Consider the following 24,875-nt stretch of genomic DNA (forward strand, 5'->3'; position numbering starts at 1 on the left):
CATCCACACCACCCTTTGCACGAGCAAGATGCCCGTCTGCACTTTTGTAAAAAGAAATATCCCCGATAGTTCCTTTTAGTTTGATAATACCTGTTTGTTTTGCCATGATTGATAAATTTTTAATTTCAAACAAAACACCGTATTTTTAAACAACTGTTCAAAATCACATTGACTATCAGTCCGTTATCAGGTATTTATACCGATGAAGTATAGTTTGCCTATAGATAAAGCATAGATTAAGTATTAAAACATGAAAATAGTAAGAGCTTGTATTTACCCCAAAGACATCCATTGCATCACAGGAAGGAGTGAGCGCTTTGGCAGAAGACTATTGAATGAAATGAAACAGCATTTTGGCAAACAAGCACATCAATTTATTACGGCCCAGGAGTTCGCAGAATACAGCGGTATTGATCAACAAATTGTGGATGAGTATTTAATGAAGGTTTCTTGATTTAGAACATTTTTTGTTTTATCAATTGTTAATAGGTTAAAATTGTTAATTTTAGTCATATTACAACAACGTTGTAAACAATTAGAGCATATTTTAAACAAATGAGTGATATAATATTTTAATACCCTAAAATTTCTGGAATAGTTTTAATCATAATGGGTGGTGCAATATTAACCTATAATTTAAAGGGAGAATAGGTTTAATTTTGAAGATTTTGGATTTTTAGATTGGCAAGCTTTTTTATCTACTTGGATATTAACAATATTGACTTTTGTATATGGTGTAAATTTATTAATAAAATAAAAGGCCTTTAGAAAATATTTCCAATTCCAAAACAATTGAAGGTGTTATCATAAATGGAGTTTATTATGATTCGGATAGATTAAATGAACTGAAAAACTATACACAATCGATATCTTAAAGCTTTCATATGAACATTAAAGTTTTTTATAGCCTGATAAATAGAACTTTAGTTAGAGTCCAGTTTGCAGATTAAAAAGTTTCCTTAAAATAACTAATTGAAAAACAAGAAGCATAACGAGTGATAACGATATTCATGTAAAATTTATACATCCACTTCCATATTCTCACGCTCCTGTACTTTCACTTCTTTAATTGGCAAGTATTTCTTTAATTTGTAGTTCTAATGAATAAAATAGAGAAGATAGTAAAAAGTAAGTTTCTTTCCCTTTATTGGAGGTGTCAAATTTTAGGTTGGGGGGCAGTTTCTATTTATTGGGCTTATGTTGTTTTTTATAGAGACCATTATGGATACCTATTAACTTTTCTTAATTATATTTTAGATGTTTTAATAGGTGTAATTTTAACACATAGCTATCGATTTATAGCGTTGAAGTTACAATGGAATTCACTTAGTTTGAATCAATTATTTAGGAGAATTTCACCTTCAATACTCCTTTTATCTGTAATATACATGTTAGTTGTAAATATAAAATGGCACTTCTTTTGGCTATTTATTGGAGGTAAAGAAATAAATTTATGGAGTTCCCTGACCTATTGGGATCCTGTTTTTTTAACAGGTTTGAGATTAATGGCTATTTGGATTTTGGCCTATCATCTATATCATTATTACCAAAACAAGATTGAAACTGCTCAACAAAATGCTAAACTTTTAGTTATTGCAAAGCAAGCCCAACTAGATAATTTATCAGCTCAATTAAACCCACATTTTTTATTCAATTCGTTAAATTCTATCAAATCATTGGTTATAGAAAGTCCAGAAACAGCCAGAAGAGCCATAGATCTGTTGTCAGATTTATTGCGATCATCCTTGTATGAAAAAGACAAAGATTTAACATTATTAAAAGACGAATTAGATTTGGTTTATGACTATATAGAATTAGAAAAACTACGTTTTGAAGAACGGTTAAACATTGCTGTTAGCATTGATGAAGATTTAGAGTTTTTTAAAATTCCTACTTTGAGCATACAATTATTAGTCGAAAATGCTATTAAACATGGTATCGATTCAAAGATAGAAGGTGGATTGGTTTCTGTAATTATTAAGAAGGATGATGGATTTGTATCTATACAAGTAGTAAATCCTGGAAAATTAACTCAGCAAAAAAAGGCTAAAGGACTTGGAGTAAAGAACCTTCAAGAACGCCTAAAAATTCAATACAACGGCAAGGCTAGTTTTAGTTTAAATGCCATAAAAAAAGAGACCGTCGAAGCAAAAATTTTAATTCCGTTTACTGCTTATGAAAAAATTTAAAACAATCATAATTGATGATGAACGTTTGGCTCGTGAAGAGGTAAAGCGTGCTTTAAAAAAATATCCTGAGTTTCTTTTAGTTGGAGAAGCAAAAAATGTAGATACCGCATTAACTATAATAGACAAAGAACAACCAGATATTATTTTTCTAGACATTCATATGCCAGAAAAATCTGGTTTCGACTTGTTAGAGGAGCTGACGACTGTTCCAGAAGTGGTTTTTACCACTGCCTATGATCAATATGCCGTGAAAGCGTTTGAATTGAATGCCTTAGACTACTTAGTAAAACCGTTACGTGAAGAACGTTTTGCAAAAACCATTGAAAAAGTAAAAGCCGAACTGGCAAAAAAAGAAAAAATAAAGGTAGATGTATTACCCATGCATAGAAAAATATTTATCAAAGACAGAGAAAAATGTTTTTTCATTCCGTTAAAAGAAATTCATTTTATAGAGTCCTTAGACAATTATGCACGTTTGTATTTTGGAACGCAAAAAGCCATGATCAAACGCTCCTTAAATTTGTTAGAAGAAAAGCTAGATCCAACTGTTTTTTTTAGAGTGAATCGAAGTCAGATTATCAATACTCACTATATTAAAGAAATGCATCCCTATTTTAACAATAAACTGCAAATTAGCTTATCGACCGGTCAAACTGTAGAAGTTTCGAGCCGTCAGTCTGCAAAGTTTAGAAATTGGAATAGTTTGTAATATAATTGTATAATTTTTTTACGTTTATAAGCGAATATTGACACTCCTGTACTTTTCCTTTTTTGAATCGATTTCTTGACGGTTCTTTGTTTTATAAAAAACTTAAAATGAATTATTTAAACAACAAGCATATCAATTCAACAATCGTATTTATTATTACCGTGTTAATAGTGACTTCATGTTTTAAACAGCATAAAAAGCTTGCGTATCAACCTGCGGAAAGCGATTATACAATCGGAGAAAAATGGGTATGGAAATACAAAGGCGTATCTGATAAAGGTGAGGTGCGTTCTGATGGCAAAGATGTAAAGCAAATAGTTGCTATTGATGGTGTTTTAACAATGCTTATTGGAAATGATTCAGTACCTGTTTCTAACCTTATAGCACCAGATAAAAGCGAAACACCAAGATACAAATGGCCGTTAGAGGTTGGTAAAAAATGGATCTATGAGAGGACTTGGACTAGTCAAGATAGCACTATAGGAAAACAAAGTCAAAATGCTGAAGTCTTGTCATACAAAGAAGAAAAAGTAGGAGCAGGAATATTTATGGCGTATACGATTGTATACAAAGGAACAATTTCAAATTCAAGAGGCTATAGCGCAAGAACGGAGGAAGTGTGGTTATATGCACCAAAAGTGAAAAACTTTATTAAGCTAACGCAAACTCAAGATGACTTTGTGTACAATGAAGAGTTAATTGAATATACAAACCCAAATACGAAACAATAAGATTTGTTTTCACTTTTTAAATTAAAACCAATGAAAAAATCAATTCTATTATTATTATTTCTTATTGCAATTAGCTGTACTTCATTTGCACAAGAGCTCCCCTTTAAAAAGGTTATTTTCTCAGATACAAAAGCACTGGCAAGTCAAATGAAGGAACTGGCAGTAGCCTGTGATCGACAAAAACTAACGGAATTTGATCTGTTTAAGTTTCAGATCGTAAGTGGTCAATACAAAGAGGCAAAGGTCACTATAGAAAAAAGCATTCGAGATACTCCTAGAGAAGAAAGTATCTATTTAGATATGTATCAAGCCTATTTAAAAGCAATTAGATATTCTGACTTTAATAAAAACTTTAAGGAATTGTATAAAACATACCTTATGAATTCTAGTGATTTTGAGGTTCTGAAAATTGACGATACCATGATTTCTAGAGATGGTACAGACTATTTTGTCGCTGATTTTAAGGCTAACTATGAACGAATTTCTACTGAGACAATTTCTATGGAAGCCGCACAAAGTTTAGTAAAGAAGTATTTTTTTAAGATTGTATATGAAGCAACGAGAGATTTGTTTTTTGAGGAAATAAGACAAGATCATAAACGCAGGTACAAAATTAATGATCATATTGTAATACCCACTAAAGACGGTGCCAATGTTTCTTTGGTGGTGATTCAGCGAAAGGGGAGTGCATCCACTAAAAAACCAGCAGTTTTAATTGCTTCTATTTATGCGGGAACCAATGAAGTAGGGGCTATGTTGTCAGCCTCTAAGGGTTATGTCGGTGTGATTATGAATACAAGAGGGAAGCGATTGAGTCCAGGAGAGGTAAAACCTTTTGAATATGAAAACACCGATGTGTACGAAACCATCGATTGGATTAGCAAGCAACCCTGGTCCAATGGAAAAGTAGGAATGTATGGAGGGAGTTATAATGGCTTTACCCAATGGGCATCTATGAAGCACAAGGTACATCCAGCATTAAAAACCATCGTTCCTATGGTAGCCATTGCTCCAGGAATTGATTATCCGATGGAAAATAATGTATTATACAATTATTCGTATTCATGGAACTTTTATGTAAGCAATAACAAATTTTTAGATAACAAGACCTCGAATGATTACAATCGTTGGAACAATTTGAAGAATACTTGGTATAGCTCTGGGGTTGCTTTTAATAAGTTAGATAGCTTAGATGGCGCCGTCAATACATTATGGGATGCCTATATGAAGCACCCTAGTTATGACGCCTATTGGAAAAAGATGATACCGTATAAAGAAGAATTTTCGAAAATTAATATTCCGATTCTAAGTATTACGGGCTATTATGATGATTCACAAAGAGGAGCGATGTATTATTACAACCAACACCACAAGTATGTAAAGAATCCAAATCACTATTTATTAGTGGGGCCTTATGATCATTGGACATCTCAAACGCAACCAGTAACCTATTTGAGAAATTATAAATTAGACAAAGCGGCCTTGATTAATATTCGCTATGACCTAGTGTATGAATGGTTTGACTATATTTTAAAGGGAAAAGAAAAACCAAGCATTTTAAAAGATAAAGTAAACTTTCAAGTAATGGGTACCAATACATGGATGCACAAACCTAGTATCTCCGCTATGACCAATGATACCCTGCAATTTTATTTAAGTGCCGATAAAAAAGGTAATTTTTACACCTTGAAATCAGCAGCTAATAAGACTACAATTGATTTGTCTGTTGATTTTAAAGACCGCAACAGCATGACCAATAATGAATATTACCCATGGCCTTTGGAAAGACAAACTATAGATTTGAACGACGGCCTTATCTTTAAATCAGATATACTTAAAGAAGATGTTATCCTTAATGGCTCATTTTTAGGAAATCTTGAATTTGCTATTAATAAAAAGGATGTTGATTATTCTGTCATCTTGTATCAGTTAACACCCGCCGGCACCTATTATCATTTAAGCTATTATATTGGTAGGGCTAGTTTTGCAAAAGATCGAGAGCATAGACAGCTGTTGACACCTAATCAATACACAAAAGTTGCTTTTGACAATTCTAAGTTGATTAGTAAAAAACTAGAAAAGGGCAGTCGTATTGTTGTGGTAGTGAACGTAAATAAAAACAACAATGCACAGCTCAATTACGGAACTGGTAAAGATGTGAACATAGAGACGATAAAAGATGCGAAAACACCTCTTACAATAACATTTACAGGAAACAGTAGTATATCTTTACCAGTTTGGAAATAAACAAATGAGTTTACTCAATTAAAATAAAAAAAAATATAGAACAATTATACTCACTAAAATTAAAACAAAACCTAAATAATATCTATATTAATCAAGACCCTTAGATTATTGAGTTGTAGCCATATTTCAGAATAAAAATCAATATATTTGGTGTCATTTATATAGATTTATCCCTTTTAATTTTGTATTTTTACCTTAAGATTGATTGTCAAATGAATTCAAACAAATCCAATAGTTAGGTCAACAAATCGGTCAACATAATTTACAAGGCTAATTCAAAGTATTATAAATACTGGTCATTACGGATTCAGTTCGAGTCCCGTCCAGACCGCAAAAAGCTTCTCAATTTATTGAGGAGCTTTTTTTGTTTCCAAACATATCGAATGGTTTCGGTTATGTTTGGAAACAAAAAAGGTTTAAGCTCACGATAGTGAGCTGTCTTTTTGCAGGGCCACCATTTTGGGCCCAGCGAACGCAGAGAGCTAATCCCGTCCAGACCGCAATAGCATTTATCAAAATGATATAAAACCCTGTAAACGTTATGTTTACAAGGTTTTTTTTATTAAAAAATTTGCAAAATGTTGTATTTGTTGACTTTTATAAATTAAAACCTAACGCTTCTTAACTTAAGTCAATGAAATTTTATTTGCGTGAAGATAATTTTGCATAGAATTTAATATGCATATTATGAAACAATTAGCTAAAATTTCTGGGGTGTCGTACTTGTTAATTTTTCTAGCAGGTTTTTACGCCAATTTTGCGGTACTTGAAAGCCTAATAGATAGTAATAGTACAGCCAATACAACAACAAACTTTATTAATAATCATTCCCAGCTAGGAAGAGGTTTATTTGGATTTGTAGTGATGTTACTTTTTGATGTGCTATTAATATGGTCGCTTTTTGGTATAACAAAAGCAGTCAGTAAAAAACTCTCTTATGTAGCTTCGTTTTTTAGACTACTGCATGCACTATTTTTTTGTGCTGCTTTATTCAAATTATGGGAGGGGTACCAAATTACAGCTGATGCAGTTATTTCTAGCGACTTACAAGTTAGGGTATCCGAATTGTTATTAGGTTTTGACACACTTTGGACTATTGGGCTGCTATTTTTTGGAATTCACTTAATAGTATTAGGGTATCTAACGGTTAAATCAATAGCAATACCTAAAGCAATAGGCATCTTATTAGTATTTTCAGCAATAGGTTATGTCATAGATGGTCTAGCAAAATTATATCTACCTAATTATATGGAACATAAAGATGTCTTCGAGATGATCGTGATATTGCCATCTGTACTAGGAGAGTTTTCTTTTACGATTTGGCTTTTGATAAAGGGATTTAATAAGCAAACACAAACATCAGATAAGCACCTAACAAAAGTGTAACGTTTAGGCTTATTTTCAGTCCTAATGTAAGGTTTAATACTTTCTTAAGCTATCTTAAGATTATTAATAAGTTGACCAATTAAATTTGGATTAAAAGTAAGATGTCTAATATAAATCTGTGAAAAAGGGACGCAATGAAATTAAAATTAGTAAAATTAGGACTGTTTTTTGTTAGTACTATTTTGTTTCTACAACATAGCTATTCACAAACCTTAGAAACCCAAATAGATAGTGTCTTGCTTACCGTATTCAAAGAATCCAAAGAACCTGGAGGTGTTTTTTTAGTTGCAAAAAACGGTAGACCAATATATAGAAAAGCCTTTGGTAAATCCAACATTGAACTCGATGTAGATATGTTGTCAGATAACGTTTTTCAAATAGGTTCTATGACCAAACAGTTTACAGCCATTGCTATCATGATGCTGGAAGAACAAGGTAAATTAAACGTAAATGATGCTATCTTAAAATACATTCCAGATTTCCCTAACGGGAATAATATCACCATTCATCATTTATTAACCCATACTTCAGGTATTAAGGATTTTACGATGATGAAGTCCATTATGAGTATTGCAAAAGAAGATCTAACACCTAAAGAGCTCGTTGACTTTTTTAAAGATGAAGCTGTAGGGTATAGTCCAGGTGAAAAATTTGAGTATAACAATTCTGGTTATGTTGTATTGGGCTATATCATTGAGTTAGTAAGTGGAAACACATATGAAGATTTTATAGAAACAAACATCTTCGAAAAACTAGCAATGAACAACTCTCGTTATGCGAGTGATAGAGAGATTGTAAAAAACAGAGCTTATGGTTATCATAATAGAGAAGCATTTACAAACAAAATGTATGTGAGTTTGAGTATTCCGTATGCTTCCGGCTCATTAATGTCAACCGTTGACGATATGCTAATATGGCAAGAAGCTATTAACAATAATCTGTTAGTTTCTCAGAGTACAATTGATAAAGTATTTAGAAAAAACACATTAAACAATGGAGCGCAATTTACCTATGGGTATGGATGGCATTTAAAAGATGTTGATGGTGTGCCAACGAGAGAGCATGGAGGAAGTGTATTTGGCTTTAAATCTATGGGTGTTTATGTGCCAAGTTTAGATATTTATGTCATAGGGTTTAGTAATTGTGACTGTAATTCGCCAACGCAGGTAACAAGGGATATTACAGCCTTAGTAATCAAAAAGTTTAACAAGTAAAAATTTAAAAATAAAAAGATATGCCACACTTTGTAATAGACTGTTCGCCACAGATAATAGAACTAAAATCACCTGAAAGTATTATGAAAAAAGTGTATGATACGGCAGAATCAATAGGTTTATTTACCCCTGAAGATATTAAAGTAAGAATTAATCCTTTTCAATACTATAATATAGGGAATACTAAGGATGATTTCATTCATGTATTTGCCAATATCATGGAAGGCAGAAATACAGAACAAAAAGCAGAACTTTCAAAACGAATTGTTACAGAACTTAATGCTATGTTTCTTGAAGTGCCTATTATTTCTATAAACATAAGAGATTTCGAAAAGGCCACATATTGTAATAAATCAATGATATAACTACTCAGAATAATATGAAAAAAATAGTTTGCTTAATATTGATTAGTTTCTTTTTCGCGCTATCCGCAAATGCTCAAGACAGCTTAGTTAATAACAGTGTAGGTATCAATCACATTATTAAATCAAAGACATTAAACGAGGAACGTCAGATACAAATCTACCTTCCTCCAAATTATAACGATTCGAAAGAAACGTACCCTGTACTTTATGTATTGGATGGTCAACGCTTCTTTTTGTATGCCGTAAGTTTAAGTCAGTCTTTTAAACAGTTTCAATTAACGCCCGAATTTATTGTTGTTGGAATTAACACCGACTACCCTAAGCGTTTTCAGCAACTAGGAGACGGAAAGGAAAGCTTTATTGAGTTTATACGTACTGAGCTTAAACCCTATATTGACAATACCTTTAGAACCTATGATGAAACCTTATTTTTTGGGTGGGAATATGGTGCAAGCTTGGTGTTTAACACAATGCTATCTCACCCAACATTATTCGATGCCCATATCATGGCAAGTGCCTTCCCTATCATGGATGCCATAGACAAGTTAAACGATGTTTCAACATTACCAACAAACCTTTTCTTTTCTGTAAGCCCAGATGAGTATGATGTAAAACATAGTGCCGATAAATTAGACTCCATATTATCTCAAAAACACATAGATGGTTTGCTGTGGTCTTTTTTAAAATTAGATATTGAGCAACACCGCTCAACAGGTTACCCAGCGCTGTATCATGGGATTCGAAATTATTTCAAATACTATCAAGAATTTGAAGTCAATAATCTTCAAAACTTCATAAATACAGGTGGCTTGGATTATGCGTATCGATACACCAAAGAAAGAGCCAAAAGACATGGGTTTTCTCCAGAGCTTTCTCTCTGGTCTAAAGTTACCATCATTAGAAGTGCCATGAGATCAGAAGATTTTTATCATTTTGAAACATTGCTCAATGCTTTAGATAAAGAGAAAACAATTGATGGACTGATGAGTGGTAATATGGAGTATGTTGTTTCTCACTTTGCTGCCTTTTATGTGAAGAATAATCGCTTAAATGAGGCAGTTGAATTGTATGATGTTTTACTAGAAAAGTATCCAGATTCGGAAAAATTATTAAAAGAGAAGAAAAAAGCAATTAACACGATTAAAAAGATTAAACCATGAACACACTAAAAATTAATAATTTAAAGCTTACCTATAAAAACGGGCATCAAGCTATTAGGAATGTTTCTCTAGAAATAGAAAATGGCATGTTTGGTTTATTAGGCCATAATGGAGCCGGTAAATCGTCACTAATGAAAACAATTGTAGGACTTCAAAAACCAACTTCTGGAAGTATCTTGTTTAATGGTGTTGATATTATTAGTAATCCAGATTACATTAAAAAGCATCTTGGTTTTTTACCTCAAGATTTTGGAGTATATCCTAAAGTAAGTGCCTATAATCTTTTAGATCATCTAGCACTTATAAAAGGAATAAAAGACCATACGGAACGTAAAAATCAAATTCAATTTCTGTTAGAAAAAGTAAATCTTTGGGATTTTAAAGACAAAGAAGTCCACACTTTTTCTGGTGGAATGAAACAACGTTTTGGTGTGGCTCAAGCCTTATTAGGGAACCCAAAAATAATTATTGTTGATGAACCTACTGCTGGACTTGACCCAGAAGAACGCAATCGTTTCAATACTTTATTAAATGACATAAGCACAGAAGTTATTGTAATACTATCAACACATTTAGTAGAAGATGTAAAAAACCTTTGTTCAGAAATGACCATTATGAGTCAAGGGGAAATTTTAAAAACGGGGAAACCAAAAGATCTTATTTCTGAATTAGAAAATAAAATTTGGTCTAAATCAATCAAAAGTGAAGACTTAGAATCTTTCCAAAACACTTTTAATGTAATTAGCCAACAACTCATAGAGCGAGAATTATATATTACGGTTTACTCAGATAAGCATCCGGCTTATTTTGAAGCAACCGATCCCTTGTTAGAACACGTTTATTTTTATACCCTTTCTCAAAAAAGCTAATTATGAATACTATTTATAAATTCGAATTAATTCAAGGAGGTAAGCGTTGGTTAACAGCTGTTTTTGCAGTTTTGCTTATCGTTGTTGGAGTGTTTTGTGGTCATAAATTTAATCTTAGTGCTGGGGAAGGGATACTTCTTAATTCACCTTATACCATTGGTTTTATGATGGGCATGTTAAGCCTATCTATTATATTTTTTGGAATTATATATGCAAACCAATTATTTTTTAAAGAATGGGATGCAAAATTTGACATTTTATTTTTTTCACTACCTATTTCTAAAAAAGCTTATTTAAAGGGAAAGTTTTGGGCACTATACACAAAAACAATAATTAGCTTCGGACTGTTAATTATAGGCTTTGTTTTGGGGCAGAACCTCAGAACTGGTTCTGAAATTCAGTCTGGATTTGATAGTATTCATTATATGTATCCCTTTGTTCTTTTTGGGATCGTCAATTGCCTTTTTGTCTGTAGTTTTTTATTTTTTATAGCCTATTCAACACAAAAGAAGCTATTAGTTGTGGTAGGAGGTTTGTTGCTTTATGTTTTGTATATGGTGCTTTTAGTATTTTCAAACTCACCATTTATGTCTAGTAGTATGCCACAATCAATTGAAACACAGCAGTTTTCGGCCCTTTTAGATCCCTTTGGTTTATCTTCTTACTTTTTTGAAGCTAGAACATTTTCTGTGCATCAAAAAAATGAAACTATTGTTTCATTGTCAGGAATACTGTTAGTTAATCGTTTAATCGTCTTAACCTTATCGGGATTGTTTTTATGGCTCGGCTATCGTTTGTTTTCTTTTTCAAAAAAGAGAACAGGGAAAGGTCAAAAGAAAACTACTTTGGATATTTATCACACAGCTGTAAAATTGGAGAATGTAAAAACCCCTCAACTTTATTTTGGAGATTTTTCAACTTTTAAAACTGGATTCTCTTTTGCTAAAATTGATTTGATTTATCTATTTAAAAGTATTTCTGTTTTTGCAGTTTCTCTCTTATTGGTTTTTTATATTGGGATGGAAATGTTTGCAGATATTGATAAAGGAATCCGGTTACCCGAAAAATATGCTGGATCTGGACTGTTAGCGACTTCAATCTCTAAAAATTTTCATTTATTCGGTTTATTAGTCTTAGTTTATTTTATCAATGATTTGTACTGGAGAAGTCACTCTTCTGGTTTTGATTTGATTGAAAAAAGCACTTTTTTTTCTAAAAGTAAGATGGTGGGGCACCTTATTTCGGTAAGTTTATTAAGCTGTTTTTTTACTCTTTTATTATTAATAGAAGGGATTTTATTTCAATTTAGTTATGATTATTTTAAAATTGATTGGAGTGCGTATCTAGGAGTCATAACCTTTAATACATTGCCTTTATTACTATTTTCTGCCTTTCTGTTAATGATAAATGATAGTATCAAAAACCGGTATATGGCATTGGGTGTTTCAACAATTGCAGTTTTTGTTTTCGCTACACCATTAGTTAAAATCATTTTCCCTTTTCCATTACTGCAGATATTCTCTGGTTATAATGGAAACTATAGCGATCTAAATGGATATGGAATATATCATTCAGCATTTATACAGCGTTTGTTGTTTGGGTTAGGATTAATAACTTTATTTTGGTATGTAAATTCATTTATAAAAACAAAAGTTTGGTGGCCAATCAGAAAGTCAATTATAGCAGCTGTTTTTCTTATTTTGGGCATTGTTAATGGAATTTTTTTTATGAATGGATATGTTCCAAAAGACAAAGAAAAATCCACTTTAGAAGCAGTGCATTATGAGCAGAGCTACCGAAAATACGCTACGCTACCCCAACCAACTATTACCAAAGTAAATAGTCAAATTCAGCTGTACCCGTCTAAGAATGCATATGAAATTCAAGGGGAATATATTTTGAAAAATCAAACTGAAAAACCAATCGAGAATATATTGATGAATTTTCATTCAGATTTAAACGTTGATGAGGCACAATTCGAAAGTAACGGCGAAAGTGTCAAGCTGGAAGATCATGTCACAGAAATTAACTTAAACAAGCCATTAAACCCAAATGAAATAGCTCGGCTAAGCTTTAGGTTGTCGTACAAATGGTTTGCTGTAAATGGTCATCAATCATTTAACGCAATTATTAAAAATGGCTCTTTTATGCGAATAAGCAATTATTTTCCATCTATTGGTTATCAAAACGATAGAGAAATTAGAAGTAAACAACTGCGCTTACAATTTGAATTAGGAAAAGCTTCAGAGCTAAAGAAATTGGAATCACCTAAAGTTTTTAAAAACGATTTTATCAACTTAAATATGACAGTTTCTACAGAACCTTCACAAACAGTTATAGGAACAGGAGATTTAGCAAAGCAATGGTCAGATACAAACAGAAACTATTTTAATTATAAAGCAGAAAATATACCTTTTAGATTTGCCATTGCATCAGCTGTATATGAGCATAAAGCGATAGCCCATAAAGGTAAAGTTATCAATGTGTATTACACAAAAAATCATTTTGAGAATGTAGATCATCTACTAGTTAACGCGAAACTAACCTTAGATTATTGTCTAGCTAATTTTGGTGCTTACCCATTTAAAAGCATCAATTTTGTTGAGGTTTCCTCCTTTACAAGAGGATTTGCAGGGACCGCATATCCTTCAACTATTTTCATGACAGAAGGTATGATTTTTCATACAAATATTGAGAGTGACAAAAAACAAGACGTTATAAATGAATTGGCAGGACATGAGCTTTCTCACCTTTGGTGGGGTTCAAATCAGGTAAACCCAGATATAAGAGAAGGCGCTTCAATGCTCACTGAAACTTTAGCTATGTATACAGAAATGATGGTGTATAAAAAAATGTATGGTAATGAGAAGATGAAGGAGCGTTTAGAGATACACCAACAAATCTATGATGATGAAAAAGGACTAAGAAAAGATCTACCGATTTATAAAGTTCGATATGGGAATTCACATATTTCTTATTCAAAAGGTGCAATAGCTATGGTGAAGTTAAGTGAGCTTATAGGAGAAGCAAAGCTAAATGAGGCACTAAGGAGTTTTTTAAATAACAATAAATATCCTAAGAAACCAAGCTCTTTAGATTTACTAAATGAGTTTTATAAAGTTGCTCCAGATGAGTTTGTTAAATCTGAAATTGATAAATTATTCAAAGAAATATAATATGAATCATCGAATAGACTATATAGATAAATTTGAGTATAAAGATGTTGTTGAAGTTTGGGAAGCATCTGTAAGGGCTACCCATCATTTTTTAAAAGAAGAAGACATCAACTATTTCAAACCCTTAATTCTAAATATTTATCTAGATGCTGTTGAATTAAGATGTTATAGAGATGAGAATAATGCAATCATTGGGTTTCTAGGAGTGGCTGATCAAAATTTAGAAATGCTGTTCATTCACCCAGCACATAGAGGTAAGAGAATAGGTAAAACTTTATTGGAATACGCAATGAATAATCTTAAGGCAACCAAAGTAGATGTGAATGAACAGAATGAACAAGCTGTTGGGTTTTACCAACATTGTGGCTTTAAAACCATAGGGCGATCCAAATTGGATGCCACCGGAAAACCCTATCCAATTTTGCACATGGTATTAACAAAATAAAGACAAAAAATGAACTCAATAGAAATCGTATTATTAAATTTTTCTGAAATTAGGAGACGGAGTATAAAATTATGGAACGGGATTCCAAATGAATATCTTCATTGGAAACCTGACGAACAGGCATTTTCTATCATTGAAATGATAAGACACGTTTTGGAAGGCGAACATCTTTTTTATAAAATAATTGAAAATCGAGGAAATCTTGGTGATTATCAATCACCATGGAATGAATTACAATATTCTGATGTAGATAGCGAATTGAGTTTTTCCAATAAATACCGTATTGATTTTTTGGATATGATAAGCGGGCTTAAAGAAACGGATTTGGAGAGCGTTAGGATAGAGCGAAAAGAAGTCAACCAAAGTAAAAAGCTGGGAGACTACCTAAACCGCATTGCATATCACGAGTCTGTTCATACAGGACAATTGTTAAGCTATTTAAGAACAATAGGTCTTGAACGCCCGCAAATATGGGACTAATAAAGACTAGCAAAAATGAATAAAATAAAAAATATGAAACTAAAATCTATCATGTTAACAACACTGTTGTTTAGTAGCCTTTATATAATTCAAGCACAGGAAACCAATTTAAATACCCATAAAGATTCGCTAAACTATGTGCTAAATCAATATTATAAATTAAACCTAAAAGTATTTCAACAAAACTCAACCCTGAAGGATATTGATAACATTTTTGAGTTGTTTACCGATGATTTTACCTATGTACATCCTAAATATGGTGGGGTATATTCAAGAGAAGATCTCTATAATGGTTACAAACGTAATCAAGAGAATGGAGGCTATGACGGAAATGTTATTGATATAAAAATAGAGAATAGTATTTATGGTTTAAATGCTATTACAGTAAGCAAACGCTTTATTATAAAAGAAAATGGCAAAACGGTTATAGGTGATAAACAAATGGCACTTTTTGAGTTTAAGAATGGGAAGATTTATATGATTAAAGAATATTGGTAAAAGCAAAGAACTATGAAATTTAAAAAATTAAAACTTTACACGACTAAATTAAAAGCTGAGTTAAAGTTTTATACAGAAACTTTAGGTTTTGAAATAGTAGAACAAAAAAATAATTCATTCACGGTCAAAGTTGGTTGGACTGAACTTATGTTTGAAGAATCGGATAAAGAACATAGTTATCATTATTGTTTCTTAATACCTTCCAACAAACTGCATCAAGCCTTAGAATGGATGGAAAGGCGAGTTGAGATTATTGATCTCGAGAATGGTAGAAAGACGCAAAATTTTGAAACTTGGAATGCCGATTCCTTTTACTTTTATGATGCAAGTGGTAACGTCGCAGAATTTATTGTGAGGTATGATTTAGCGAATGAGTCCAATGCAGATTTTGATATTTCAAAAGTTTTAGGAGTCAATGAAATTGGAATGCCAACAGCCAATGTTAAAAAGGCAAATGACCAACTTGAAAAGGAATTAAAAACAAAATTTTGGAAAGGAGACCTTGAAAGATTTGGAACGAATGGTAATCAAGAAGGTATTTTACTCTTACCAAACTATAATATAAAGGACATTTGGTTTCCAACTATAGTCAAAATAAAACCAGAACCTTTTGAAGCTATTATTGAAAACGAAAAAATGCAATATCAATTAACCTTTAAAAATGAAAAAATAAAGACAATGTCAAAATGACAACCATAAGAAAAGCAAACCATAAAGATGCAAAAGAGTTGTTAGGTTTAATTAAGGAACTTGCTAAATATGAAGGTCAACTACAATACCTTAAAACAGATTTAAATCAAATAACAGATTTAGGTTTTTCAAATGTTAAGCCTACAAAATTCGAAGCCATCGTAGCAGAAAATAAAAGTGTTTTAATAGGTTATGTTACTTATACGTGGAACTATTCTATATGGAATGGAAGTACATACATGGCTATTGATGATGTGTTTGTATGCAAACAATTTAGAGGAAACAATATTGGCCAAAAATTGATGCAGTATGCAAAAGACATTTGTACCTCAAACAATATTGAACTCATAAAATGGGAAGTTGAAAGTACTAACGAGAAAGCGATTCGTTTTTATAAAAAATTAGGAGCTAAAATGCATAATAAGTCAATAGTAAAATGGCATATAAAATAAGAAATCATGAAACTCACATCTAATATAAATTTAATTATTATAAAAATATACGCTGTTTTTCTTTTAACTACACCATTGATTGCACAAGCTAATTACGATGTCAAAAAAGTAAATGAGAACATCTATATTTTAACGGAACTATGGGACGGTAATGCCAATGGAAATTTAGGTGTGGTTATAGGTAATGATCAGGTGTTGCTTATTAATTCTATGATGATGAATAGCGCATCATCTTTAGAAAAGGAAATCCAAAAAATTACAAATTTGCCAGTTACCTATGTGATTAATAGCGATTCAGATCCATATAACCATCATGCCAATGCCTATTTTGCAAATAAAGGTGCCACTATCGTTTCGCATTACAATATGAAGTATTCACAAGCTTATATTGACATCCTTTTTAAAGATACTATATCTATTCCTATAGGTGATGAGGTGGTTACGGCATACCATACACCTTCACATACCCTTGATCATATTGATGTTTATTTAGAAAATAGCAATGTGCTGTTTATGAGCGATGGTTTTAAAACCAATTGGCTAACTTATACTGGGTCAAATGGACTAAAAGGTGTTTTAAAAGGGATTGATATGGCGATTTCATTGAGCGATGAACATACCATTATTGTCTCAGGAAACACATCAAAAAACCCTCGTTTCTATTTTGGTAATAAAGAGCAACTTATTACAAATAAAAAGGTTTATATCGAATTTGCTAAACGTGTTGCCCAATTATATAAAAAAGGATTACCTGCAGAAGAGATGTCGTTGGATACTAAACTGAATGATATCGTAAAGGATTTAGAAGCTTATCCTAATTTTAAGCCTTATTTAAAATACCAAATAGAAGAATTGCTGGAAGTAGATTTTAGCAAAAGTTATAAATTAACACATACCGAACTGATGGCTTATGTTGGGCTTTACAAATTAACAGATTCGACTATAATTGAAATTATATTTGAAGATGGGAAATTATTTGCAAGACAGGAAGGTGCATTTTATTTTGAACTAAAACCTATCTCTAAGAATACTTTCGATTTTAAAGGACCAACTTCCAAGGATCATTTAAAGTTTAAGGTATCTTTAAGTGGAGAAATATTAGGTGTATCACCTATTTTAGAAAAGAACGGCTGGTGGAATAATGTGATAGCGCAAGGAAATTATAAAAAAATTAATACATAAAGCTTATGAAACATGGAGTAGTTACAGGCAGCAGTAGAGGTATTGGTTTGGCAACGGTTGAGTTGTTGACAAAGCAGCCAAGTTTCAGGGTAATTGGCTCCTCCACCTCAGGAAATAATCCTTTAGATTATTCTAATTTTAAATGTTTAAAACTCGATTTGTCCAAGAGTGCTTCCATTGACAAATTTATTGCGGGTTTAGGTGATGTGAAACTCGATTTTTTAATCAACAATGCCGGAATATTAATTGAGAAATGGGACGCATCCGAGATTCATATGGACCAACTAAAGAAAACCTTTGGTGTTAATGTTTTTGGGACCATTGAGTTAACCGAAAAACTATTGCCTTTACTCAATACTAATTCTCATATCATAAATATCACCTCTGATTGGGGCTCTTTTAGTGAACAGAATTTTGATGAATTTCAGCCACATTATAAAATGTCTAAAGCAGCTTTAAATATGTACACAAAACTGTTGGCAAAGCGATTAAAGGAAAAACACAGTAAAGTATCGTCTCTTGACCCGGGATGGACACAAACAGATATGGGAGGTAAAATAGCGCCCCAATTACCCAAAGAGGTTGCCGTCGATATTTTTAAGCTATTAAACCAAAAAGTAGAAACTGGAAAGTTTTGGCGCCAAGGTAAGGTTAGACCTTGGTAGCTGAATGCTGACAATGCTTCTTAACTAAAGTCAATAAGTAAAACTACTTAAAGCAATATTTTTGCGTTAAATTATTAAAATGAATATTATGAAGGTCAAATTTCAATTATCAGCTTCTAAAATTGAGTATAGCAAATATCTTTTTTTGGGTTGTTTAATGGTTGTTTTAAGTGTAGCCTGCCAAACGAAAAAAACAACGACAGATGAATCCGATTTGTTAAGCAATCGCATAGATGATTATTTAAAACAAAGTGAACTCAATGGGTTTTCAGGAGCAGTTTTGGTCGCTAAGAATGATACTATTATTATAAATAAAGGATTCGGATTTGCCGACAAAGAAAATAAGGTACGCAATAACCCTAATACTGTCTATGATATTTGTTCGGTGTCAAAACAGTTTACAGGTGCTGCTATTGTGAAATTAGCTGAAGAAAACAAATTAAAATTGGATGGTTCTATCAGTACCTACTTTGACGATGTTCCAGAGGATAAAAAAGACATCACCATTCATCAGTTATTAACACATTCAGCTGGTTTTGGCCATGGTAGTACCGATGATTTTGATGTAACCCCAAGAGATATATATTTTTCAAATCTGTTTCAAGAGAAGTTGTTATTTACTCCAGGCTCAGAATATTCATATTCAAATTCAGGCTATAGTATTTTAGGACGGATTATTGAACTTGTTTCTGGTCAGGATTATGAAACGTATCTGAGTGAAAAATTATTCCAACCAGCAGGAATGCAACAGACCGGATATTTATTACCCAATTGGGAAAACACGACTGTTGCCAATGAGTATTTGCTTAATGTTTCTAATGAAGGTTCACATATTGCACAGTATAAAAACGATGGAGAAATCGCAAGAACGGTATTGGCAAATGGCGGAGTACATTCCACTAATAATGACATGTATAAGTGGTATCAAGCGTTAAAGTCAAATAAAATTTTATCTCAAGAGTCCTTTGAAATACTTACTAAACCCTATGTGGCCGAATATGAAGATGAGTCCAGTCACTATGCTTATGGATGGGCTGTTTTTAAATCTAAAAGAGATGCTAAAGTCATCACACATAATGGCTTTAATGGTATTTCTTATTATGAGTTTGTATGGTTTCCAGAAGAAGATGCCGTTATATTATTAGCGTCTAATGCATATATTAGACCAATAGGAAGAATTACTATGGAACTTGAAAACATATTATACGATAACAACTATGTGCCAAAAGAATTACCAAAATATATGGTGAGTGAACTTTTTAGGTTTACTGAAACATTCAAAGGGCCTATTAACGATTTAGAAGAAAAACTAAGGCTGAAATTTGAAGATAGGATTAATACCCCAAGAGATTTAAACAGTTTAGGAGGTATGTATTACAGAAAGGACCAAATGGAAAAAGCTATTACTATCTATAAGCTTAATATACAATTATTTCCTGAAGATGGAAATAGCTGGGATTCTCTTGGAGATGCTTATTACAAGGCAAATGAAAAAGATAATGCCACTATGGCTTTTACAAAAGCCTTAGAATTAAGACCAGAAATAGATGATTGTTTTTGGTGTGACAATTCTTCAGAAAAACTTTCATTATTAACTAAAGTCAATGAATAAATTTTAACCTTAGAAAAGTGATTTTCATGAACTTGATCTTAACGTTAAAAGAAAGTAATATAAAAACACATGCTAAACACTTGGAGGTTAAAAAGGATTCTATTGAAACAAAATCTAGCTTTTGGCTTCGAATACTTTCATTAGGTGCTGTAGATCTTAAAACCGTAAAAAATTATTAAAAGAGAAGAGTAGTCCTTTTCCTACCCTCCCAATACCTAAAAAGGGACTACTAGATGCTCTAGATTGTTTTTCTAGAGCATCCTTTTTTTAACAAAAGCCTATTTTTTAATGATCCGTTTTCTAATCCTACTTAAAGATTCTGGTTTAACTCCTAAATAACTAGCTAGATAATACTGTGGAACACGTTGTAGTAAATCGGGTCTAGTTTCTAAAAGGTTTTTATACCTCTCTTCAGGACTAGAAGTTATAAACGTAGCTAAAGCCTCTTGTTGCTCACCAAAATCATTTTCCATAGACATTCTGCATAAGGCTTCATATTTTGGAACACGCTTAAATAGCTCTTGTTCCTTTTCATAATTTAAAACGGCTAACCTACAATCTTCAAGACATTCAAAATAATGATTAGCGGGTGTTTTGTTTGTATAACTTTGTAATGAAGCTATGGATTCATCTTCAATATAAAATTCTGTGGTGCGTTCTTCACCATGAATGATATAGTATTTTCTAACACATCCTGTAATTACAAAATATGAATCTCTTGAAACCTGCCCTTCATTTAATAGTAGATCCCCTTTTTTAAATTTTTTAATTGGAATACATTCTGTAAAAGCATTTGCCTCTTCAGTATTGAGCTTAATAAATCTGGATATTAATTGTACTAATTCATTTTCCAAAATGTGGTTCTTTTTTTAATTTAAGAGCCCTAAATTAAAAAAGGTTTGGAAACTAAACCAAACCTTTTACTTAAAATAAACAAAATTAAATCTAAATAGTCTTAAAAAGTACATCCATTGGTTTGCGTACTTTTAATTGCCCTTTAGTATAATCTTCTACATGCCTATAACCTATTGTAGCTATTACAGATGCATTTAAACCTAGTTCGTTAAGACCTAAAATTTTACTATAAGCTTCGGGCTCAAATCCTTCCATAGGGCATGCGTCTATTTTTAGCTCGGCACAAGCATTCAATAAATTTCCAAGGGCTAGATAGGTTTGGGCCTTTAACCAACTTGTTTTTTCTTCAGGTGTTTTTTCGTTTAGTTTTTCTTTTATAAAATCACCATAGCCTTTTAGTCTCTCTAAATCTAGATTTCGAGTTTTTGCTGTTTGTTTAATGAAATCGTCAATAGCTTCTGAAGTCGCATCTATATAATTACAGAAAACAAATAAATGAGAGGCATCTGTAATCTGATTTTGGTTCCAAGACACAGGTTTTAATTGCTCTCTAATCTCTGAGTTTTCAATAATTAAAACCTTGTACAATTGTAATCCATAAGACGAAACCGATAATTGCACTACTTCTTTTAACTTTTGGAGGTCATCAGATGATACTTTTTTTGAAGCATCAAATTTTTTGGTGGCATAACGCCATTTTAAATTTTCTATAATTTCCATTTTTATTGTGTTTTGAGTTTAAAGTTTCTCATTATAAATTGGGTTGTAAAGCCCATTTTTTCATACATGGATTTTGCCATTTGAGAGGCTTGTAAGGTGGCTAGCTTGCACTTTTGTTCTATTCCTTTATTAATTAAGTAATACATTATTTGTGTAGCATAAGCTTTGCCCCGCATTGTTGGGATAATTCCAAGACTATGAATGCCTAAGGTTTTTTGGGTTTGATGAACGATAACAGTGCCAACTAATTCATCATGATCATAGATTAAGTAGTAATTAATTTGGTGATATGTTTTTTTAAGAGTTTGTTCTGAAATGTGGTACCCAAAAGCTTTTTGAAAAGTTTGACTCCAATCTTTTGCCTCATTTGCATTTGTAACCAGATGAAACTTTAGCGGTTTTGAAGTAGTTACTTTTTGATTAAGTTTTAAGGACATGCCAAATTGGATGGAAGCCTCAGTAAAACCATGATCGTTAAAAATTCGATGATCAACTTTAGAATTCGTGTCAAAAAACGAAAAAGTGAAATTAGCCACATCTGAATTTAATAGGAGTTGAATTTCATTTAAGCTGTCTAGATTGTATTCTTTTTTTAACCAAATTTTATTGGGCCATTGTGATTTAGGCACAAAGCAGTAACCTAGGTCTTCATCTTCATTGAAAGTATTAAAAGGCAGCGTTGCACTTTTCCACAGAGAAGTTAGATTTAAAATATTTGATTGTATTGTGTTCATAGATTTATTCTTTTAAGTTAATGAGTATTATTCCGATAATCATTGCAGTAGCTCCCATCAACCTTTTAGTTGTTATCGGCTCTACAGGTAGGTTAAGCCATCCGTATTTCCCAGCGATTAATGAAAATATGAGTTGCCCGCAAAGCCCTAGAGCTATCATTTTGGAGATGCCAATTTTTGGAATGTTATAGAAGTATATGGCGATACCTATAACACTAAAGAAACCACCAATAAACCATAAGTGCCATGGTACTTGGGCTGTTGTAATGTTTTGTATGTTCTCTTTGCTAATGAATAACAAAAGCAGACTACCAAACAATACACTGCTAATTGAACTTGCAATCACTGCAAGAACAGGCTGTTTTAGAATGCTGCCCAATTGGGAGTTAAATCCAGCTTGAACTGCTAAAAAAACACCTCCTGCTAATCCTAATACTGAAAGAAATAATAGTCTCATAACGATTGTTTTAATCCCATTGGTTATTAGTTGACAAAGCATACTTGCCAGCACCTGTAAAAAACATGGCGACACCAAACATCATGTAGATAAAAATTAGACCAATGGCCCAACCTCCAGTTTCATTTAGCTTGAATAAATTTGGAAGCTGAACCATTAAAATTGCAACCAGGCAATTAATAAAAAATACAAGACCAGCCAATTTTGTTCTATATCCGATAAGGATTAAAATTGGCGCTACAATTTCTCCTACAAAAACTCCATTTGCTATTAAAACAGGAAGCCCAAATTGTTCAAGTAAGTTTTCAATAAATTCATTGCCATAGATAAGTTTAGTGCTTCCGTAGATTAGCATTGTAAAAGCAATACTTACCCTTAAAATTAAAAGCCCTAAGTGTTGTTTTGTGTTCATAATTTATATTTTAAAAGTTGTATTTTGTAAATACTCCAAAGTTTTCAAGAGTTTTTTCTGCTTTGATAAATTGATCAAGATTAACCGACATCCCTGTTATTAATTTTTCTTTTTTAATTCCGAAACGTAGTTGTTGTATGCCTCTATTAAGTACTTTGAAATTTGTGCTAAGTACAGCTGAGAGGTTGATATATCCTTGGATATTTTTGCTTAAAGTTGGAGTATAATTTAATAGAAAGGATTGTTCTAAAGTAAATCCATTCTGATAGGTACTACCTATAGAGTAGTTTATCTTAAGTTTTGATGTAACATATTGGTATTGTGATGATAAAGTTGTAAATTTTCCTGGGTTTTTAACTCCTATAGACACATTCGCTTTAAAATGCTTATTGAGGGTATAAGACAACATGTTTCTTATAAAAAAGATGTTGTTTTTATTATTAGTGTGCTCTAAATCAAATAAAGATATATTATTAATAGACCATGTGTCATTAATTTTATATCCAATAAAATGCTGATAACCAGTAGATCGATTCCCAACGATCATTTCTGGTGAAAACCTAACAGATTGAGCATTGGACACAAGTATTCCAAATAAGATAAAGACCAATAAATTTATTAAGCGTAACATAACCCATGTTTTATTGTATGGGTCAAAATTAAAAAGAGCTTAGAAAATTAAACTTAAGCTATCTTAAGAAGATAAACTAAGAGTGTTTTTTTCGTAAATAACTTAAAAATTCGGGTGTTACTCCTAGATAAGAAGCAATGATATATTGTGGGACTCGTTGTTCAATATCACGATAGGTTTTTCTAAAATTATCGTAACGTTCATAAGCGTTATCACTCATGCTATCAATAACACGTTCTTGTACAGCGACATAGGCACCTTGAATTTTTTTACGAAAGAAGTTCGATATTTCTGGAACTTCTAAATACAGCTTTTCCAGTTCTTGTTTTGGTAGTTGAACTAGAATCGTATTTTCCAAGGCCTGTACATACATACGTGATTTTTTCTGGCTTAAATAACTGTATAAATCATTAACCCACCAATTTTCAATTCCCAACTGTAAGGTGTGTTCTTGGGCGTTTTCATCAAGATAAAAACTCCGCATACAGCCTTGTACTATAAAATTCATTGTCTGCGCAATAGCCCCAGGTTCAATCAAAAAATCTTTCTTTTTTAATTCTTTAAAAACAAGTATTGAAGTAATTTTATCTATATCAGTTGCTCCAAGATTTACATCTTGTTGTAAATGATTTATAAAAGTTTTATTGTAAGTATTTTTGTCCATATTGTCTTTAAAGAAAGCGTATAAACCTAAGACCTGCATGTATCGCTTTCACATCAAAAATACAAAATTTTATAAATTTTCTTAAATTTTGTTTCCGAACATATCGAATGGTTTCGGTTATGTTTGGAAACAAAAAAGGCCTAAGCTCGCGATAGCGAGCTGTCTTTATTAGAGGCATTTCAAAAACTCATCTCCCACCACCTCCAAAACTTTTTTATAATGCTATTTTTCTTACTTTAGTAAAAAATTGAAAACTAATTATTTACAAGCATAGTCTTTTAACATGATCTTCATGCGAGATAAAAGGATTAAAATGCATTATATTACTAGTT

Annotated in this window: 27 protein-coding genes; 20 read left to right on the forward strand and 7 right to left on the reverse strand. The window is 32.0% G+C overall.

Annotated features, from left to right (window positions below):
* The first annotated feature begins 250 nt into the window (after positions 1-250).
* The 20 genes from ACN0QX_RS12615 (at position 251) to ACN0QX_RS12710 (ending at position 20,249) form a co-directional block, all read left to right on the forward strand.
* Positions 251-454 (forward strand): hypothetical protein, encoded by a 204-nt coding sequence (locus ACN0QX_RS12615; RefSeq protein ID WP_417197412.1) that lies wholly within the window; start codon positions 251-253, stop codon positions 452-454.
* A gap of 646 nt (positions 455-1,100) precedes the next feature.
* On the forward strand, positions 1,101-2,189 hold the full coding sequence (locus tag ACN0QX_RS12620) for a sensor histidine kinase (RefSeq protein ID WP_417197414.1): 1,089 nt from the start codon (positions 1,101-1,103) through the stop codon (positions 2,187-2,189).
* Positions 2,176-2,898 (forward strand): LytR/AlgR family response regulator transcription factor, encoded by a 723-nt coding sequence (locus tag ACN0QX_RS12625; protein WP_417197416.1) that lies wholly within the window; start codon positions 2,176-2,178, stop codon positions 2,896-2,898. Before ACN0QX_RS12620 ends, ACN0QX_RS12625 begins: the two co-directional genes overlap by 14 nt.
* A 107-nt stretch (positions 2,899-3,005) precedes the next feature.
* On the forward strand, positions 3,006-3,629 hold the full coding sequence (locus ACN0QX_RS12630) for a hypothetical protein (protein WP_417197418.1): 624 nt from the start codon (positions 3,006-3,008) through the stop codon (positions 3,627-3,629).
* A gap of 30 nt (positions 3,630-3,659) precedes the next feature.
* Positions 3,660-5,876 (forward strand): CocE/NonD family hydrolase, encoded by a 2,217-nt coding sequence (locus ACN0QX_RS12635; RefSeq protein WP_417197420.1) that lies wholly within the window; start codon positions 3,660-3,662, stop codon positions 5,874-5,876.
* Positions 5,877-6,563: 687 nt separating this feature from the next.
* Positions 6,564-7,262, forward strand: a complete 699-nt coding sequence (locus ACN0QX_RS12640) for a DUF4386 domain-containing protein (RefSeq protein WP_417197422.1) — start codon at positions 6,564-6,566, stop codon at positions 7,260-7,262.
* 134 nt (positions 7,263-7,396) lie between these two features.
* Positions 7,397-8,476 carry a serine hydrolase domain-containing protein gene (locus ACN0QX_RS12645; RefSeq protein ID WP_417197424.1) on the forward strand — a complete coding sequence of 360 codons (1,080 nt, stop codon included), beginning with the start codon at positions 7,397-7,399 and terminating at the stop codon, positions 8,474-8,476.
* 20 nt (positions 8,477-8,496) lie between these two features.
* Positions 8,497-8,841: a 5-carboxymethyl-2-hydroxymuconate Delta-isomerase gene (locus ACN0QX_RS12650; RefSeq protein WP_417197425.1), complete on the forward strand. Its 345-nt coding sequence runs from the start codon at positions 8,497-8,499 to the stop codon at positions 8,839-8,841.
* Positions 8,842-8,855: 14 nt separating this feature from the next.
* On the forward strand, positions 8,856-10,001 hold the full coding sequence (locus ACN0QX_RS12655; protein WP_417197427.1) for an alpha/beta hydrolase: 1,146 nt from the start codon (positions 8,856-8,858) through the stop codon (positions 9,999-10,001).
* Positions 9,998-10,870 (forward strand): ABC transporter ATP-binding protein, encoded by an 873-nt coding sequence (locus tag ACN0QX_RS12660; RefSeq protein ID WP_417197429.1) that lies wholly within the window; start codon positions 9,998-10,000, stop codon positions 10,868-10,870. Before ACN0QX_RS12655 ends, ACN0QX_RS12660 begins: the two co-directional genes overlap by 4 nt.
* 2 nt (positions 10,871-10,872) lie before the next feature.
* Complete coding sequence (locus tag ACN0QX_RS12665) at positions 10,873-14,046, forward strand: M1 family aminopeptidase (protein ID WP_417197431.1); 3,174 nt, start codon at positions 10,873-10,875, stop codon at positions 14,044-14,046.
* Between the two features lies 1 nt (position 14,047).
* Positions 14,048-14,491 carry a GNAT family N-acetyltransferase gene (locus ACN0QX_RS12670; protein ID WP_417197433.1) on the forward strand — a complete coding sequence of 148 codons (444 nt, stop codon included), beginning with the start codon at positions 14,048-14,050 and terminating at the stop codon, positions 14,489-14,491.
* A 9-nt stretch (positions 14,492-14,500) separates the two neighbouring features.
* Complete coding sequence (locus tag ACN0QX_RS12675) at positions 14,501-14,971, forward strand: DinB family protein (RefSeq protein WP_417197435.1); 471 nt, start codon at positions 14,501-14,503, stop codon at positions 14,969-14,971.
* A gap of 15 nt (positions 14,972-14,986) precedes the next feature.
* Complete coding sequence (locus tag ACN0QX_RS12680) at positions 14,987-15,469, forward strand: nuclear transport factor 2 family protein (RefSeq protein WP_417197437.1); 483 nt, start codon at positions 14,987-14,989, stop codon at positions 15,467-15,469.
* 12 nt (positions 15,470-15,481) lie between these two features.
* Positions 15,482-16,159, forward strand: coding sequence for a VOC family protein (locus ACN0QX_RS12685; RefSeq protein ID WP_417197439.1), 678 nt, complete (start codon positions 15,482-15,484; stop codon positions 16,157-16,159).
* Complete coding sequence (locus ACN0QX_RS12690; RefSeq protein ID WP_417197441.1) at positions 16,156-16,611, forward strand: GNAT family N-acetyltransferase; 456 nt, start codon at positions 16,156-16,158, stop codon at positions 16,609-16,611. The genes ACN0QX_RS12685 and ACN0QX_RS12690 overlap by 4 nt, the downstream gene beginning before the upstream one ends.
* Before the next feature lie 6 nt (positions 16,612-16,617).
* A complete protein-coding gene (locus tag ACN0QX_RS12695; protein ID WP_417197443.1) occupies positions 16,618-17,793 on the forward strand; it encodes a hypothetical protein in 1,176 nt (391 codons plus the stop codon).
* Positions 17,794-17,798: 5 nt separating this feature from the next.
* The gene (locus ACN0QX_RS12700; protein ID WP_417197445.1) at positions 17,799-18,458 is read left to right on the forward strand and encodes an SDR family NAD(P)-dependent oxidoreductase; all 660 of its coding nucleotides are present in this window, start codon (positions 17,799-17,801) and stop codon (positions 18,456-18,458) included.
* 88 nt (positions 18,459-18,546) lie between these two features.
* On the forward strand, positions 18,547-20,070 hold the full coding sequence (locus ACN0QX_RS12705) for a serine hydrolase (protein ID WP_417197447.1): 1,524 nt from the start codon (positions 18,547-18,549) through the stop codon (positions 20,068-20,070).
* Positions 20,071-20,096: 26 nt separating this feature from the next.
* Positions 20,097-20,249, forward strand: a complete 153-nt coding sequence (locus ACN0QX_RS12710; protein WP_417197449.1) for a hypothetical protein — start codon at positions 20,097-20,099, stop codon at positions 20,247-20,249.
* Between the two features lie 99 nt (positions 20,250-20,348).
* Here ACN0QX_RS12710 and ACN0QX_RS12715 read toward each other — a convergent pair whose 3' ends face one another.
* The 7 genes from ACN0QX_RS12715 to ACN0QX_RS12745 all read right to left on the reverse strand — a co-directional run bounded on the left by ACN0QX_RS12715 (position 20,349) and on the right by ACN0QX_RS12745 (position 24,543).
* Positions 20,349-20,924: a Crp/Fnr family transcriptional regulator gene (locus ACN0QX_RS12715; RefSeq protein WP_417197451.1), complete on the reverse strand. Its 576-nt coding sequence runs from the start codon at positions 20,922-20,924 to the stop codon at positions 20,349-20,351.
* A gap of 91 nt (positions 20,925-21,015) precedes the next feature.
* A complete protein-coding gene (locus tag ACN0QX_RS12720) occupies positions 21,016-21,645 on the reverse strand; it encodes an NAD(P)H-dependent oxidoreductase (RefSeq protein WP_417197453.1) in 630 nt (209 codons plus the stop codon).
* 2 nt (positions 21,646-21,647) lie between these two features.
* Positions 21,648-22,379 carry a GNAT family N-acetyltransferase gene (locus tag ACN0QX_RS12725; protein ID WP_417197455.1) on the reverse strand — a complete coding sequence of 244 codons (732 nt, stop codon included), beginning with the start codon at positions 22,377-22,379 and terminating at the stop codon, positions 21,648-21,650.
* Between the two features lie 4 nt (positions 22,380-22,383).
* Positions 22,384-22,836, reverse strand: coding sequence for a DMT family transporter (locus ACN0QX_RS12730; RefSeq protein ID WP_417197457.1), 453 nt, complete (start codon positions 22,834-22,836; stop codon positions 22,384-22,386).
* Between the two features lie 10 nt (positions 22,837-22,846).
* Positions 22,847-23,248: a DoxX family protein gene (locus ACN0QX_RS12735; RefSeq protein ID WP_417197459.1), complete on the reverse strand. Its 402-nt coding sequence runs from the start codon at positions 23,246-23,248 to the stop codon at positions 22,847-22,849.
* A 10-nt stretch (positions 23,249-23,258) separates the two neighbouring features.
* A complete protein-coding gene (locus ACN0QX_RS12740; protein WP_417197461.1) occupies positions 23,259-23,879 on the reverse strand; it encodes a hypothetical protein in 621 nt (206 codons plus the stop codon).
* Between the two features lie 76 nt (positions 23,880-23,955).
* Entirely contained in the window at positions 23,956-24,543 is a 588-nt protein-coding gene (locus tag ACN0QX_RS12745) for a Crp/Fnr family transcriptional regulator (RefSeq protein ID WP_417197463.1), read from the reverse strand.
* Positions 24,544-24,875: the final 332 nt, after the last annotated feature.

It is taken from the genome of Bizionia sp. (genome assembly GCF_048259285.1).
GTDB classification, from domain to species: domain Bacteria; phylum Bacteroidota; class Bacteroidia; order Flavobacteriales; family Flavobacteriaceae; genus Algorimicrobium; species Algorimicrobium hallyeonense.

What these genes read in the sequence shown, in the direction of transcription:
- ACN0QX_RS12665 (WP_417197431.1), top strand. Translation starts at nt 10,873, where the DNA reads ATGAATACTATTTATAAATTCGAATTAATTCAAGGAGGTAAGCGTTGG.
- ACN0QX_RS12615 (WP_417197412.1), top strand. Translation starts at nt 251, where the DNA reads ATGAAAATAGTAAGAGCTTGTATTTACCCCAAAGACATCCATTGCATC.
- ACN0QX_RS12710 (WP_417197449.1), top strand. Translation starts at nt 20,097, where the DNA reads ATGAACTTGATCTTAACGTTAAAAGAAAGTAATATAAAAACACATGCT.
- ACN0QX_RS12725 (WP_417197455.1), bottom strand. Translation starts at nt 22,379, where the DNA reads ATGAACACAATACAATCAAATATTTTAAATCTAACTTCTCTGTGGAAA.
- ACN0QX_RS12675 (WP_417197435.1), top strand. Translation starts at nt 14,501, where the DNA reads ATGAACTCAATAGAAATCGTATTATTAAATTTTTCTGAAATTAGGAGA.
- ACN0QX_RS12620 (WP_417197414.1), top strand. Translation starts at nt 1,101, where the DNA reads ATGAATAAAATAGAGAAGATAGTAAAAAGTAAGTTTCTTTCCCTTTAT.
- ACN0QX_RS12705 (WP_417197447.1), top strand. Translation starts at nt 18,547, where the DNA reads ATGAAGGTCAAATTTCAATTATCAGCTTCTAAAATTGAGTATAGCAAA.
- ACN0QX_RS12660 (WP_417197429.1), top strand. Translation starts at nt 9,998, where the DNA reads ATGAACACACTAAAAATTAATAATTTAAAGCTTACCTATAAAAACGGG.
- ACN0QX_RS12690 (WP_417197441.1), top strand. Translation starts at nt 16,156, where the DNA reads ATGACAACCATAAGAAAAGCAAACCATAAAGATGCAAAAGAGTTGTTA.
- ACN0QX_RS12650 (WP_417197425.1), top strand. Translation starts at nt 8,497, where the DNA reads ATGCCACACTTTGTAATAGACTGTTCGCCACAGATAATAGAACTAAAA.
- ACN0QX_RS12680 (WP_417197437.1), top strand. Translation starts at nt 14,987, where the DNA reads ATGAATAAAATAAAAAATATGAAACTAAAATCTATCATGTTAACAACA.
- ACN0QX_RS12645 (WP_417197424.1), top strand. Translation starts at nt 7,397, where the DNA reads ATGAAATTAAAATTAGTAAAATTAGGACTGTTTTTTGTTAGTACTATT.
- ACN0QX_RS12740 (WP_417197461.1), bottom strand. Translation starts at nt 23,879, where the DNA reads ATGTTACGCTTAATAAATTTATTGGTCTTTATCTTATTTGGAATACTT.
- ACN0QX_RS12655 (WP_417197427.1), top strand. Translation starts at nt 8,856, where the DNA reads ATGAAAAAAATAGTTTGCTTAATATTGATTAGTTTCTTTTTCGCGCTA.
- ACN0QX_RS12640 (WP_417197422.1), top strand. Translation starts at nt 6,564, where the DNA reads ATGAAACAATTAGCTAAAATTTCTGGGGTGTCGTACTTGTTAATTTTT.
- ACN0QX_RS12720 (WP_417197453.1), bottom strand. Translation starts at nt 21,645, where the DNA reads ATGGAAATTATAGAAAATTTAAAATGGCGTTATGCCACCAAAAAATTT.
- ACN0QX_RS12630 (WP_417197418.1), top strand. Translation starts at nt 3,006, where the DNA reads ATGAATTATTTAAACAACAAGCATATCAATTCAACAATCGTATTTATT.
- ACN0QX_RS12745 (WP_417197463.1), bottom strand. Translation starts at nt 24,543, where the DNA reads ATGGACAAAAATACTTACAATAAAACTTTTATAAATCATTTACAACAA.
- ACN0QX_RS12735 (WP_417197459.1), bottom strand. Translation starts at nt 23,248, where the DNA reads ATGAACACAAAACAACACTTAGGGCTTTTAATTTTAAGGGTAAGTATT.
- ACN0QX_RS12730 (WP_417197457.1), bottom strand. Translation starts at nt 22,836, where the DNA reads ATGAGACTATTATTTCTTTCAGTATTAGGATTAGCAGGAGGTGTTTTT.
- ACN0QX_RS12670 (WP_417197433.1), top strand. Translation starts at nt 14,048, where the DNA reads ATGAATCATCGAATAGACTATATAGATAAATTTGAGTATAAAGATGTT.
- ACN0QX_RS12695 (WP_417197443.1), top strand. Translation starts at nt 16,618, where the DNA reads ATGAAACTCACATCTAATATAAATTTAATTATTATAAAAATATACGCT.
- ACN0QX_RS12625 (WP_417197416.1), top strand. Translation starts at nt 2,176, where the DNA reads ATGAAAAAATTTAAAACAATCATAATTGATGATGAACGTTTGGCTCGT.
- ACN0QX_RS12700 (WP_417197445.1), top strand. Translation starts at nt 17,799, where the DNA reads ATGAAACATGGAGTAGTTACAGGCAGCAGTAGAGGTATTGGTTTGGCA.
- ACN0QX_RS12685 (WP_417197439.1), top strand. Translation starts at nt 15,482, where the DNA reads ATGAAATTTAAAAAATTAAAACTTTACACGACTAAATTAAAAGCTGAG.
- ACN0QX_RS12635 (WP_417197420.1), top strand. Translation starts at nt 3,660, where the DNA reads ATGAAAAAATCAATTCTATTATTATTATTTCTTATTGCAATTAGCTGT.